The sequence below is a fragment of the Pedobacter miscanthi genome (genome assembly GCF_003315595.1).
Classification (GTDB): Bacteria; Bacteroidota; Bacteroidia; order Sphingobacteriales; family Sphingobacteriaceae; genus Pedobacter; species Pedobacter miscanthi.
The window spans coordinates 32,578-47,093 of record NZ_QNQU01000030.1 but is presented as its reverse complement, the minus strand read 5'-3'; the positions used below and the strand labels follow the sequence as shown (position 1 = coordinate 47,093).

At 40.2% G+C, this 14,516-nt stretch carries 9 protein-coding genes; 7 read left to right on the top strand and 2 right to left on the bottom strand.

What is annotated here, in order from left to right:
- Position 1: 1 nt before the first annotated feature.
- The 7 genes from DRW42_RS25020 to DRW42_RS24990 all read left to right on the top strand — a co-directional run bounded on the left by DRW42_RS25020 (position 2) and on the right by DRW42_RS24990 (position 10,270).
- Positions 2–1,528, top strand: coding sequence for a RagB/SusD family nutrient uptake outer membrane protein (locus DRW42_RS25020; RefSeq protein ID WP_113951609.1), 1,527 nt, complete (start codon positions 2–4; stop codon positions 1,526–1,528).
- Positions 1,529–1,625: 97 nt separating this feature from the next.
- The gene (locus DRW42_RS25015) at positions 1,626–3,032 is read left to right on the top strand and encodes a glycoside hydrolase family 30 protein (RefSeq protein WP_113951608.1); all 1,407 of its coding nucleotides are present in this window, start codon (positions 1,626–1,628) and stop codon (positions 3,030–3,032) included.
- Between the two features lie 26 nt (positions 3,033–3,058).
- Positions 3,059–4,810: a cellulase family glycosylhydrolase gene (locus DRW42_RS25010; protein ID WP_113951607.1), complete on the top strand. Its 1,752-nt coding sequence runs from the start codon at positions 3,059–3,061 to the stop codon at positions 4,808–4,810.
- Positions 4,811–4,864: 54 nt separating this feature from the next.
- The gene (locus DRW42_RS25005; RefSeq protein ID WP_113951606.1) at positions 4,865–6,025 is read left to right on the top strand and encodes a multiheme c-type cytochrome; all 1,161 of its coding nucleotides are present in this window, start codon (positions 4,865–4,867) and stop codon (positions 6,023–6,025) included.
- Positions 6,026–6,119: 94 nt separating this feature from the next.
- A complete protein-coding gene (locus DRW42_RS25000) occupies positions 6,120–8,441 on the top strand; it encodes a TonB-dependent receptor (protein ID WP_113951605.1) in 2,322 nt (773 codons plus the stop codon).
- Between the two features lie 4 nt (positions 8,442–8,445).
- Positions 8,446–9,255, top strand: a complete 810-nt coding sequence (locus DRW42_RS24995) for a DUF4249 domain-containing protein (protein WP_113951604.1) — start codon at positions 8,446–8,448, stop codon at positions 9,253–9,255.
- A 58-nt stretch (positions 9,256–9,313) separates the two neighbouring features.
- A complete protein-coding gene (locus DRW42_RS24990; RefSeq protein ID WP_113951603.1) occupies positions 9,314–10,270 on the top strand; it encodes a 2-hydroxyacid dehydrogenase in 957 nt (318 codons plus the stop codon).
- Between the two features lie 227 nt (positions 10,271–10,497).
- On the opposite strand, the gene DRW42_RS24985 is transcribed toward DRW42_RS24990, so the two are convergent.
- Together DRW42_RS24985 and DRW42_RS24980 are read right to left on the bottom strand one after the other, a co-directional pair.
- Positions 10,498–13,224 (bottom strand): alpha-2-macroglobulin family protein, encoded by a 2,727-nt coding sequence (locus DRW42_RS24985; protein WP_244215366.1) that lies wholly within the window; start codon positions 13,222–13,224, stop codon positions 10,498–10,500.
- Positions 13,225–13,689: 465 nt separating this feature from the next.
- Positions 13,690–14,322 (bottom strand): nitroreductase family protein, encoded by a 633-nt coding sequence (locus tag DRW42_RS24980; RefSeq protein ID WP_113951602.1) that lies wholly within the window; start codon positions 14,320–14,322, stop codon positions 13,690–13,692.
- Positions 14,323–14,516 lie beyond the last annotated feature (194 nt).

The window sequence follows — 14,516 nt, the reverse complement described above, 5'->3', positions numbered from 1 at the left end:
AATGAAAAAGAATATTTTAGCTATTGCAGCCCTTTTAACTGCTTCTCAACTAATAGTTTCTTGTCAAAAACAGTTGGATGTAAATCCTCGTGAACGTATTCTGGAGACAAGTTATTATCAAACACAACAGCAGGCTTTTACTGGTTTGGTAGCTGTTTACGATCAATTGGGTAACCAGTCTAGTGGATACCTAACAAAACTTAATTTATTTAGTTCTGCATCAGATGATCACTATGCGGGTGCTGATTCTCCATCAGATTTGGGAGATATGCAGGCAATGAATAATTATACGGTTAACTCATTGTCAGGTGCGCCAAGTTACCTGTGGAGTAAAGGCTTCACCGGCATTTACCGTGCAAACGTTTTATTGAAAAAAATAGAAGGGATCAATATGGATGCTGCTACCAAGGCAAGGTACATCGCCGAAGCTAAAGCATTGCGTGCTATCTTTTATTTTGATCTTGTACGTATCTTCAAGAATATACCATTAATATTAACGCAGATAGAGCCTTCTGCTATGTTCGATGTTACACAGGTAGCCCCGGCAGATATTTATAAACAGATAGAGACAGATTTAACAGAATCGTTATCTGCTCTTCCTGTAACTATCCCTACTGCTGATGCGGGACGCTTAAATCAAGGTGCAGTTCATGCCGTTTTAGGTAAGGTTTATCTGTGGGAGCAAAAATGGGGACCTGCTGCAGCTGAGTTTGCAATGGTTAATGGTACTGCACCGGGAGCAAGTACTTATGGATATAAATTGTTAACAAACTTTGCTGATTTGTGGAACTGGAAAAACAAATTCAATTCAGAATCTATCTTAGAACTCAGCTATAATACCACCTCAAACATGGGCTGGAGTAATGTTGGTAGCCGAGAGGGTAATGTGATGGGTATTTTGGTAGGGCCACGTAATTATGTGCCAGTTATAGCTGCAAAAGCGCCAGACTATGTTTCGGGTTGGAGCGTTATGCCAATAACCAAAGAATTATTTGATTTAATCCACTACGATCCGCGTAACAAACCTACTGTTGCTAATTTAGATAGTTTGGAAAAGGCAGGCATTGTAACCTATAAACATGCCAATGATAATACCGGTTATTTTGTTGAGAAATATGCAGGTAGGGTTTCTACCAAAGCAGCTGTTGGCCAGTTAGAGTTAAACTTTGGCCAGAATATGTATGAAATTCGTTTGGCTGATACATACTTGATGGAAGCCGAAGCATTATTAAAAAGTGGTGCAGCAGTTGGTGTCGGTAGCAGGGCTTATATTTTCTTCAACGCAGTAAGGGCCCGTGTAGGCTTAAACCCTGTTGAAGTAACTATGGATAATATCATGAAAGAGAGACGCCTGGAACTGGTGGCAGAAGGACAAAGATGGTTTGATTTAGTGAGATGGGGACTTGCACCAAGTAAACTGGCTTTTAAAGGGTTTCAGGCAAATAAAAACGAAACTTTGCCGATTCCACAGGCAGAGTTAAACAACACCAAACTTCTTCAGAGTAAAGAGTGGGGTGGAACCAAATAAAATGCTCACCATCTAAATACGCTTAAAGTTTAATTGTCAACAGGGAGAAAGTTAAAACCTTTCTTCCTGTTTTTTTAATCCGAACCATATTTTTTCTATGCCATCTACAAAAACCTTTCAACTTTTAGCTGCCTGCCTGCTCAGCTGCTCGTCATTTTCTGCCATTGCACAAAATCAGGCTGATGTTTGGTTAACCAAAGCCGATCGCACTGCTTTATTTACCAAACAGGCTACAGGCTTAAAATTTTCAACTGTAAAAAACAATCAACCAACCATTACGATCAATGAAAAGGAAACTTTCCAGAGTATCGATGGATTTGGTTATGCCCTAACAGGCGGCAGTGCACAGCATATTGTTAAAATGTCGGCATCGGCAAGAGCGGCATTATTAAAAGAATTATTTGCTACCGATGGAAATAACATTGGGGTAAGTTATATCCGCCTCAGTATCGGTGCATCAGACCTAAACGAAAAAGTATTTTCTTACAACGACCTTCCCGAAGGACAAACCGATTTAACGCAGGCAAAATTTGATTTGGGCCCCGATAAAATGGATGTGATTCCGGTAATGAAGGAGATCCTTGCGATAAACCCAAAAATAAAAATTATGGGCTCGCCATGGTCTCCTCCCTTATGGATGAAAACCACTTACGATGCCCGTGGAGGGATGTTGAAACCTGAGTACTACGAAGTTTATGCAAAGTATCTGGTACGCTATGTACAGGAAATGCAAAAGCAGGGTATCCAAATTGATGCGATTACCGTTCAGAACGAACCTTTGCATCCGGGTAATAACCCTAGTTTGCTGATGGTTGCACCAGATCAGGCGCTTTTTATAAAGAAATTCCTGGGGCCGGCTTTTGAGAAAGCAAATCTCAAAACCAAAATTATCATATACGATCATAATGCCGACAGGCCCGATTATCCGATCACCATTTTAGATGATCCACATGCTAAAAAGTATATCGATGGATCTGCTTTTCACCTCTATGGTGGTAAAATTGATGCTTTGAGCGATGTACACAATGCCCACCCTGATAAAAACATCTACTTTTCGGAGCAGATGGTGGTAGAACAGCCAAACTCGTCCGGTATTAATATTGTAAATCCGGTTAGACGTCTAATTATCGGTGCAACGCGCAACTGGAGCAAAACAGTACTCGAATGGAACCTGGCTGCCGATCCTGAAAATAAACCTTATACCGATAGGGGAGGCTGCCCGATGTGCCAGGGAGCAGTAACTATTGATAAAGACCATTACAGCCGGAACCTTGCCTTTTTTTCTATTGCACATGCCTCTAAGTTTGTGCGCCCAGGTTCGGTGCGTATCGCTTCAAACGATTTAACCGACCTGCCAAACGTAGCATTTAAAACACCTGAAGGAAAACATGTTTTAATTGTGGCCAACAGCGGAAAAAATGCTGCCGAATTTAACATCAGTATTAATGGTAAAACACTTGTTGCTGCGCTCGATAAAGGATCAGTAGCTACTTATACCTGGTAATTATCTAAAACCTAAGCTTATTTTTTATGACTTTTACAAAATCAACTTTATATGTTTTTCTGCTCTCTCTCATTTCATTTACAGGCTTTAGTCAGGGTTTTTTAAAAGCCGACGGTAAAAAAATAGTAAATGAGAAAGGCGAAAATGTGCTGCTGCGTGGCATTGGTTTAGGTGGCTGGATGTTACAGGAAGGCTACATGCTTAAAATCAATAAAGAATCGCAACAATACAGGATCCGCGAACGTATAGAAGAATTAATGGGGCCAAAACAGACCCAGGAATTTTACGATGCATGGCTGGCCAACCACACCCGTAAGGTAGATGTGGATTCGATGAAACGCTGGGGTTTTAACTCCATCCGTTTGCCCATGCATTATAATTTATATACCCTGCCGGTTGATAAAGAACCGGTTGCAGGCCAAAATACCTGGCTTGAAAAAGGTTTTGCCTTAACCGATAGCCTGTTGGCATGGTGTAAAGCCAATAAAATGTACCTGATTTTAGATTTACATGCTGCACCGGGCGGACAGGGAAATGATGTAAATATTGCCGACCGCGATCCATCAAAACCGTACCTCTGGGATAGCGAAGCTAACCAGGCAAAAACAATTGCACTTTGGAAAAAACTGGCCGAACGTTATAAAAACGAGCCTTATATCGGTGCTTACGACATTTTAAATGAACCAAACTATGGTTTCGAGAATCCAACGGAAGATAAAAACGGAACAAAAGAAAAAACAAATGCCCCATTGAGGAAATTAATGGTCGAGATTACCAAAGCCATCCGTGAGGTTGATCAGAAACACATCATCATCATAGAAGGTAATGGCTGGGGCAATAATTATAATGGTATTTTCCCGGTTTGGGATAAAAATATGGTATTGAGTTACCATAAATACTGGAATTATAACGACCAAAACTCAATTGCTCATATCTTAAAAGCCCGCGATGAGCAAAATGTTCCGGTTTGGCTGGGCGAAACCGGCGAAAACTCTAACACATGGTTTACTGATGCCATTCACCTCTTAGAAAAGAATAACATCGGTTGGTCCTGGTGGCCTTTAAAAAAGATCGGTTTCAATAATCCGATGGAAATTAAATCAAACCCAAATTACGATGCCCTGGTAAGATACATGAATAATGGTGGCAATAAACCAAAAGACAGTAATGTTTACAGCGGTTTAATGGAGCTGGCCATTTATTCGAAACTGGAGAATACCATTATCCACCGTGATGTAATCGATGCGATGATCCGCCAGCCTTTTAGCAACGAAACCAAACCTTTTAAAGCCAATGTAATAAAAGATAAAAGCATTGTCTATGCCGTTGATTACGATTTGGGTAGAAATGGTTTTGCTTATTTTGATACCGATACAGCTGATTATCATACTTCAACAGGGAAAAGATCGGCAGGAAACCATGGCAGGATTTACCGTAATGATGGAGTAGATATTGCAAAAGATTCTACCCAGTACGAAAAGTATTATGTAAACCATATCGAAAAAGGAGAGTGGTTACAGTATACCTTAAATGTTGCACAAAAAGGTGTTTATACACTCAAAGTTAATGCTGCAGCCGATCATGCTGACGGAAAGATCTCCGTTTTTATTGATGGTAAAGAAGTGGCTAAAGATGTTGCCGTGCCTAATACCGGTGATGGGAAAAAGTTTTTGCCATTCGAAATCAAAAACATTACTTTAAAAGCAGGTAAACAAAAAATTAAAGTACTGGCAGCTGCGGGAGGATATAATTTTAGCTATATTCAGTTCGTAAAATAAAACAAAACATACATCTTGAAAGGCATAAAACGAATCCTGTTAATTTTAGGGGCAATGGCTGTTGTTATTGTAATCCTTTCAAGATGTATGAATGTTGCCGATCAATTGCCAAAAGATATCAGGGGCGAAGACTATACCGGAGCAGCCACCTGTATCAAATGCCATAAAGATTTATCTAACTCTTATGCCCACAGTGCACATGGTTTAACCTCTAAACCAGTGTTAGATGCTGCCCTGCTAAAGGTGTTCGCACCCGATTCGAATAATTTTATATTCGATCTGCATCAAAAAGTGGTGATCGAAAAAAGGGATAGCGGAATTTTTCAGGTCGCTTACCAGGATGGCAAAGCAGTACGTGCCCAAAAATTCGATATCCAGTTTGGTTCTGGCGAAAAGGCTTATACTTATGCCTATTGGCAGGGTAAAAAAATGTACGAATTACCCTTATCTTATTTTGGTGCCATCAGAAATTGGGCCATCAGCCCTGGTTTTCCCCGCGAAAGATTTTATTACGATAGGGGGATTACAAGCCGTTGCCTGGAGTGCCATAGTTCTTATGTTGATAAAAAGCTAACCCAAAAATCGGCCTTTGTTGTGGATGAACAAATGGAGCCCGGATCGATAATTTATGGGATTGATTGCGAGCGTTGCCACGGCCCGGGTAAACAGCATGTGGTATTTCATACCGAAAATCCTGAAGAAAAAACCGCTAAATTTATTGCCATTTATAAAACACTGTCGCGCAAGCAGAAAATGGATGCCTGCGGCGTATGTCATTCCGGCAATACTTTGGTAACGCAGAAATCGGTCTTTGGCTTTAAACCCGGCGATGATTTAGATGCTTATTACTCCCAGGATTTTGTGGGTTTTGGAGGTGGTAACCCCGATGTGCACGGTAACCAAACCAGCATGTTGATGGGTAGTAACTGCTACCGCAAAAGCGAAACCATGACCTGCCAATCGTGCCACAATACACACGAAAATGTTAAGGGCAACCTCAGTATCTATTCGCAACGCTGTATCAGTTGCCATCAAACCACCAAACACAGCCAGGCTACGCTGGCAAAAGGCTCGCTAACTACCAATTGCATCGATTGCCACATGCCTAAAGAGCCTTCAAAGCTAATTACTTTTCAGCAGGCAGGTAAGAATGATTTAAGTGCTTATATGCTGCGGTCACACCATATTGCCATTTATCCCGTTAATAAGAAATAAAACCAAGCCTGTACTAAGAAATCATCCATCGTCCGTTAAACGGACTTGGATTTCGTACATTTGGTTTCCATCTTAAAATTAGATAGTTGCCAATATGCTCATAAAACACTACTTAGCTTTATTCCTTCTTTTTTTCAGTACTTCTATTTTTGCACAAAATAAGTTTACCCTCAGCGGTACCATCCGCGATGCAGCTACCGGCGAAACCCTTATTGGTGCCACCGTAAGGATCACAGGCGCATCAACAGCAGCCACCCTTACCAATAACTATGGTTACTTTGCTTTAACCCAGCCCGAAGGAACATATACCGTAGCGATAAGTTATACCGGTTATCCTTCGGTGGTAAAAACCATTAATTTAACGAAAGATATCAAGTTAAACGAGGAGTTAAAAAGTGCGAATGATTTGGCTGAAGTAACGGTAAATGCCAATAACCGCAAAAATGAAAATGTTAAAAGCGCGCAGATGGGATTGGAGCGGATAGATATGAAAGCACTTAATTCTATTCCGGTTTTATTGGGCGAAAAGGATATTTTAAAAACCATACAGTTGTTACCGGGTGTAAAATCGGGAGGTGAAGGAAATACGGGTTTTTATGTGCGTGGTGGTGCTGCCGATCAGAACCTGATTATCCTCGACGAAGCCGTGGTTTACAATTCATCACACCTGCTCGGTTTTTTCTCTACTTTTAATGCCGATGCCATTAAAGATGTAAGCTTGTACAAAGGGGGCATGCCGGCACAATATGGCGGCCGTTTATCATCCGTTTTAGATGTTAAAATGGACGATGGGAATAATAAGGAATTTAAATTCCAGGGCGGGCTCGGACTAATTGCCTCACGATTAAAAGCCGAAGGCCCGATTGTAAAAGACAGGGGATCTTTTATGGTGAGTTTCCGCCGTACTTATATCGATCTGTTCCTGCGTTCATCGCCCGATTCGACGGTAAACGGTAGTACCCTCAATTTTTATGATATCAACGCCAAAGCCAACTATAAAATAAACGACAGGAATACCATTTATATTTCGGGTTATTTTGGGAAAGATAATATTGGTGTGAAAGATCTTTTTGAGAACAATTGGGGCAATGTAACCACCACCATCCGCTTAAACCACATTTTTAGCGACCGCTTGTTTTCGAACACTTCCTTAATTTACAATAACTATAATTATACCGTTAGGCTGTTAAATGATGCCACCAACTTTAAAGCCACTTCTTTGGTGCGCGATTTTAACTTTAAAGAAGATTTTCAGTATTTCAGCAATAAACATATCCTCAGGTTTGGATTAAATGCCACGCAGCACCGTATTTCTCCTATCGATATTGATAGCGACGAAGCTTCGCAGGTAAATTCGCTTTCGCAGGAACGCCGCTACGGGATTGAATCAGCCGCTTATATTTCTGATGAGTGGGCTGTTAACGAACATTTAAATTTTTTATATGGTGTGCGTTTGGCTGCATTTTCTTTAATGGGACCGGGCAATTTTAGCAACTACGACGTGGATGGAAATATTACATCAACAGAAAATGTAGCTAAAGGAAAATTTTATAAAAGTTATTTTAACCTCGAGCCGCGTTTCTCGGTAAGTTACCTGTTTAATGAGCAAAACTCCATTAAAGCTTCTTACAACCGCAATACGCAGAACGTACACATTTTAACCAATGCCACTTCGAGCTCGCCAACCGATCAGTATGTATTGAGCAGCAATAACATTAAACCCGAAATTGCCGATCAGGTGGCTTTGGGTTATTTTAAAAACATCCAGGATAACAATTATGAACTTTCGGCAGAAGTTTATTACAAATGGCTGCAGAACCAGATCGATTATAAAAATGCTGCAGAATTATTGGCCAATACCAACGTAGAGTCTGAATTGTTGTATGGCGTAGGTCGTGCTTACGGATTAGAGCTGTTTTTTAAGAAGAAATTTGGCAAACTGAACGGTTGGGTAGGTTATACGTTATCGCGTACCGAGCGCAAATTCACTGAACTGAATAATGGTAAATATTTCCCGGCCAGACAAGACCGTACGCACGATATTTCGGTAGTGGGTATTTACAATATGACCAAACGCTGGACCTTTTCTTCGAGCTTTATTTACAGTACCGGTAATGCGGTTACCTATCCGGCAGGTAAATATAGCATTGGTGGACAGATGGCTTATTATTACACCCAGCGAAATGCCGGCCGGATGCCCTATAATATGCGCCTGGATGTAAGCGCCACTTTAGAAGGGAAACCTGGAAAGAAATACCAGTCGAGCTGGAATTTTGGGGTGTATAACTTACTGGGTAGAAAAAATCCTTACTCTATCGAGTTTATCACCGACCCTGAAAACCCAGGTAAAACTGCTGCCCAGCAAACTTCTCTTTTTGGACTTATTCCGTCAATTACCTGGAACTTTAAATTTTAAAGTCATGAAAAAACTGATTATATACTTTTCGCTGTTTACTTTTTGTTTTGCCGGTTGCAAAAAAATCATTTCCATCGATACCGAGAATGCCGATCCGCAGATTGTAATAGAAGGTAAAATTAACGATCAGCTGATTGATCAGCAGATTAAGATCAGCAAAACCATCGGTTATACCGAGGTTAATGTTTTTCCGAAAGTTTCGGGTGCAAGCGTAACCGTAACCGATAATAAGGGAAACAGTTATGTTTTTAAAGAAGGTACAACACCGGGAACTTATATCAACAGGATGAAGGGCGTGCCGGGTGTTACCTATAGTTTAAAAGTTACTGCCGAAGGGCAAACGTATACCGCCAGTTCGAAAATGCCCAATGTGGTTAAAATGGACTCGATCGGTGTAATCAAAAACTTTTTCTTTGGCAGGGAACGCAAAACTGCTGCTGTGTTTTTAAAGGATCCGGTAAACGAAACCAATTTTTATCATTTTAACCTGTATGTAAACGATGTTTTATCAGAACGTTTTTATGTAAATAACGATCGTTTAACAAATGGCAATGATTTAAGGATCCAGTTATTTTTTAAACCGCCTACTAATGACCACGACAGCGACGAGTTAAATTCAAACGATAAAATTAGAATAGAAATGGAGTGCATTGATTCTAATATTTTCGATTACTGGTATGCTTTAAGTCAGCAATCAAACCGCGGACCAAACCAGGGTACCACACCGGCTAATCCAACCTCCAACATTTCTAACCAGGCACTGGGCTATTTTAGCGCAAACACCTACCAGGTAATTTCGGCTACTGTGAAATAACCCTGACTGTTAATTGAGAAGATTTAAAACACCATTAATGGTTTACTGTTAAACAAAAATGAAAGTATTTATAAGTGGTAACATTGCTCCGGTTGGATTAAAGGAACTGGAAGAAAATAATATTTCGGTTACCCAATGGAAAGAAAACCGACAGATTACACCTGAAGAACTGATTGAAGCCTGCCAGGGGCAGGATGGACTGATTAGTGTAGGGCCGAATAAGATCGATGCTGCTTTTTTAAAAGCCTGTAGTCATTTAAAAGTGGTTGCGCTTCATTCTGTAGGCTACGATAATGTTGATGTAGCTGCAGCAAAAGCATTGAATATCCCAATTGGGAATACACCAGGTGTACTCAGCGCTGCCACTGCCGATACTGCTTTTTTATTAATGCTTGCCGTATCACGAAAAGCCTTTTATTCGCACAAGAAAATCATTAAAGGTGAATGGAAAAACTACGAACCAACACCCGACCTTGGCATCGAGATACAGGGTAAAACGCTTGGTATTTTCGGGATGGGAAAAATTGGTTTAGAAATGGCCAAAAAATGTACAGGTGCATACGGGATGCAGGTAATTTATCATAACCGCTCGCGGAACGAGGCCGCAGAAAAAGAAATTGGGGCCAGATATGTATCGTTCGAAGAACTTTTAGCCCTGAGCGATGTACTTTCTGTACATACCGCACTCACACCCGACACCAAAGATAAATTTACGCTTGATGTATTTACACAGATGAAACCCAATTCCATTTTCATCAACACCGCAAGGGGAGGCATTCACAATGAAAAAGACCTGATCAAGGCCCTTGAAGAAAAAATAATATGGGGAGCAGGTTTAGATGTTACCAATCCCGAACCGATGGATAAAGATAATCCCTTGTTATCGATGGAAAACGTTGCGGTTTTACCACATATTGGTTCTGCGACCGAAGAAACCCGCGCAGCCATGGCGCAGATTATTGTAAAAAATGTTGTAGCGGGATTAAAGGGAGAAAAACTACCTTTTGAGGTGTAATGTTTGATGTAAGATGGAGAATGTAAAATGGATAAGGGGGCGAAATGCCAATTCCAACTTACATTTTTCCATTTTGACGGATGATGTTTGATGTAAGATGGATAAGGGGGCGAAATGCCAATTCCATCATCCATCTTACATTTTCCATTTAGGTGTAAGATGGATAAGGGGGCGAAATGCCAATTCCATCATCCATCTTACATTTTCCATTTAGGCCATCTGCCGTCTTACTTAACCGTATATCGCAATACCGATCTTCCTAGATTTCCATTGGCATCAATACCTTCGATAATCACTTTGTACTGACCTTTTCCATCTGCATTGTAATATTCGAAAGAGGTATTTCCGGTTGCATCAGTTACTACTTTAGGGTTCCAGTAAATGGTTGTTCTTAAATCGTTGCGGTTCATGCTTGCAGGTACATCGTATTTTGGCGAATAGAACTGTTTTTCCTTGTTATAACCCTGCGGAGAGAAAGTAAGTTCGTAATATTTTGGAAGCATATCCATTAACTGCGCTTTCGAAATTTTGGTTCCCTTTGGTGCTTTTTTCTGGTTAAATACAATTACACCATTTACATTATTTGCACGGTTAACCAAACCCAGGTCATCTCTTAAAAATACCTCAATTGATTCGATCTGGTTGGCATCAAGTGTATTGATCTGGTTTACGTCAACGTTCATTCCATTGATAAAAATACCCATCGGGATCTTTTTGCCCTGATTATAATCCCTGCTTACATAAAAATTGTTATCAACAAAGGTTACTCCGGCAAGCATGCCCTGCAAACAGTTAATTAAAAGTCCACAGCCTTTTAACCTGTCGCCACTAATTTCGTGATCCGCCATCTGGCTAAGTCCGCTTAATGCTGGATAATCTTTATGGCTTACTTTCGGTACCACAGCAGCCTTAATGTTTACATCTTTTAAGGTGTGCAGATAAGCATATTGTCTTTTGCTGTTATCCAGGTAAGTGTTTAAAGTGCTGTCGATATTTAAAACTTCTTCTGCAGCGCTGAAATTTCTGGTTAATGTAGGTGTTGGCGTGCCGTTTATGCTAAGGGTCATGTTTTTATAGTTCACATTGTACTTGGCGGTAACGGTAACTTTCGACGAATCGTTAAATACCAGGTTAGGGAATTTAAAATTTCCGACAGGATCGGTAGTCCCCTCTAAATTGAAACGTTTATCAGGAATACTCAATAGTAAAGCACCTTTTCTAACCGGAATACCATTATTCTGGCGTAAAATACCGGAAACTTCGATACCCTGCTCAGGTAAAAAATCTATTTTAGGTAACTTATTGGCAATAATATCGCTGTACTTAAAGCTGCGGTAACCCTGGGTAAGCAGTAACACATCCAGATCGGCATTTTTTTTAGCATCCGGTGCATTAAAGTAATAATTCGCTTTTTCGATATATCCCTTAACATCGCTGCTTAACAACAAGCCTGTTAAAATGGTACTGGTTGCATCTTCGTTTGATGGTACTTTGGTTTCGTCCACGACAGCTACCGAGAAACTCCCCTCCACAGGTGTGCCATCTTTTTTGGCTGCTACATTGATCTTTACCTTTTTCTTAACACCATAAGCAGGTGCCGCAGTGGTTAGCGCTACAGCCATGGTGTTTTTATGTTGAACAAAAACCAGTCTTTCGCTTAAAGGTTTGCCAAATTCGTTAAACAAGGTGAACTGGGCAATTCCGTTCGGAAATTTCGATTTCAGTACAGTGCTGTTGTATTCTTTGTTCGATAAGGTGGTTTGTGCACCATAACAGATAACACCTTTACTCTGTGCAATTAAATAAAGCTTTTTACCCTGGTACTCCTGAAAAAAAGCGTCGTTGGCCGCTATTTTTATTGCAATCTGATCTGCATTGGTATTATCGATATTTACCGCAACGCCATTTGCCACTACAGCAGGCAGGTTGTAGGTTTGCGTGGTTCCATCGGCATAAGTAACTGCGGCCTTATAGGTTTTTCCTGTTTCTGCAGCCAGGTTAAAGCTGCCCATACCCAAATGCTGCGCAATAAAAGTAGCTACTGTTTTACCATCACTATCAGTTACGGTACCCTTAGAACTGATACCTAAACCATCACTTTTAATGGCTTTAAAGGCTACTTTATTGGTTAAACCAGCAACCAAGCTTCCCCCTTCAGGAAAAAACTGAAAATCTTTGCTTAAAATGGCGTTTTTAAGTGGGAATGAGTTTGTTGCTAAATCTTTATCGGTAGTATTGATGCTGGTAATCAATTCACCTTTCTGTAGTTGATATTCAGCTTTTTGGGCATTGCTCATGGCAATGGTTAAATAACCGTTGGCATCTGTGGTGCCCCTGCCTTTGGCAATTACCGTGTAACTGGTAACCACCTGCCAGGTTACATTTTTATTGGCATAAGGTTTATTATTGGCATCTTTAAACTGTACCCTGGCATCAATTTTTTCTAACTTATCCGTTGAAGTGTTTTTATAGGTAATGTGTGTTTTTACTTCCTTATCAATGGCTTCGCCCACATAAAATGTTTTATTAAAATAGGCCGGATCTTCTCCGTTGAGCATCCATAAGGTATAAGCCCTGATGTGGTAATTGCCCTGTTTATAATTTACCTGATCCAGGGGGAAATTGCCATAGGCAAAACCACCGGCGATGGGTAATTTTAAAGTCTGGATGAGCGAATCGTTCTGGTTGATTACATCTACATAAATGATTTTGCTGATCCCCGATAAGAAATTCTGGTTTTCGGTAACATAAGCCTTAAACCAAACGGTATCGGCAATGGCATAATAAGGTTTATCGAAATGAAGGTAAATTTTTTCGGCCGGATAATCGGATAAAACCTTATTGGTTTTGGTAATGATGCTATTTATACTTATCGTATCGGTTTGGGCCGAAGAAGAGAAACTGAGCGCTGATAAAAGAGAAAGTATAATAAAAGATAGTCTAAAAATCTTCATGGATTGGTTATTAAATGCTAAGCCCGTAAATATATCCAATTATAAAGATAGCGCCTAAATTGTGGGGAGGTTTAACATTTTTTTACAATATTATTGGTTCATTTGTTCATTCGTCATTTGTTCATTGGTAATTGCAAACTACCAACTGAAAATTGGTTGATTCTTCGCCAGCCGCCAATCGCTTAGCGCCAAACTTCATGTTATTAAATTTGATTAACGTTCCCAAACTCTCTCCAGATCTTCACTGGTCATCCACTTTTCCCGAGTGCCGTCCTCCTGAACTTGTTTCAGGATCTAATAAAATTAAGCTTATATGCAAGAGATTGCTTCACGCTATCCCACAATCAACGCTTCAGTTCGCAATGACGGGTTTTATCTGAGACGCCAATCGCCAATCGCTATCCGCTTAGCGCATAAAAAAGGCCACTAAAAAGCGGCCCGTTTTAATATAATGGTGTTTGCCTGTTATTTAAATTCGATCACGAATTCTTCTTTAGGTGCACGTACCTTTTTTAAGTTTACCAACCAATCACCGGCTTCGTCCCTGTTTCCTAATGGTAATAAAGTAACGCTTTTTAATCCTTTTTTATCTAGGCCTAAAAGTTCATCTAAAGCCGGACCATTAAAACCTTCCATTGGTGTAGCATCTACTTTTAATAAAGCAGCTTCTGCAATGGCAATACCAAAACCAATGTAAGCCTGACGGGCAGCATGGTTAAAGTTTTCTTCAGCAGTTCTCGATAAGATCATGCCTTTAAGCTGAGCTTTATAGGCGTCGGTAGTATCCAGAGGTAAACCGCGCTCAGAGTTCATTCTGTTAAAAACGGCATCAATTCCTTCTTCGGTATAGTTTTCGTTTGCAGCGAAAATTAACAGGTGAGAAGAATCAATCACCTGCGATTGGTTAAATGCAATCGGTGCAATTTTCTCTTTTAACTCCTGATTGGTTACTACAATTACTTTAAATGGTTGTAAACCTGATGAAGTTGGAGCCAGGTGTGCTGCAGCAATAATTTTATCAACTTTTTCCTGTTCAACAGGTTGACCATTCATTTTCTTAACGGCATAACGCCAGTTTAGGGCATCTATTAAGCTCATATTTTTGAATATTTTTTTTAAATTTTATGAAGCAAATATGCATATAAGCCGCAAGCCTTATGTTGATGTATGGTAAGAAAATAAAATTAGCGGTTCCGTCGACTGAAGTCGACGGTAAAGATTGAGTTAACTTCATTATAGCCGTTAACTTCATTATAGCCGTTGACTTCATTATAGCCGTTGACTTCAGTCAA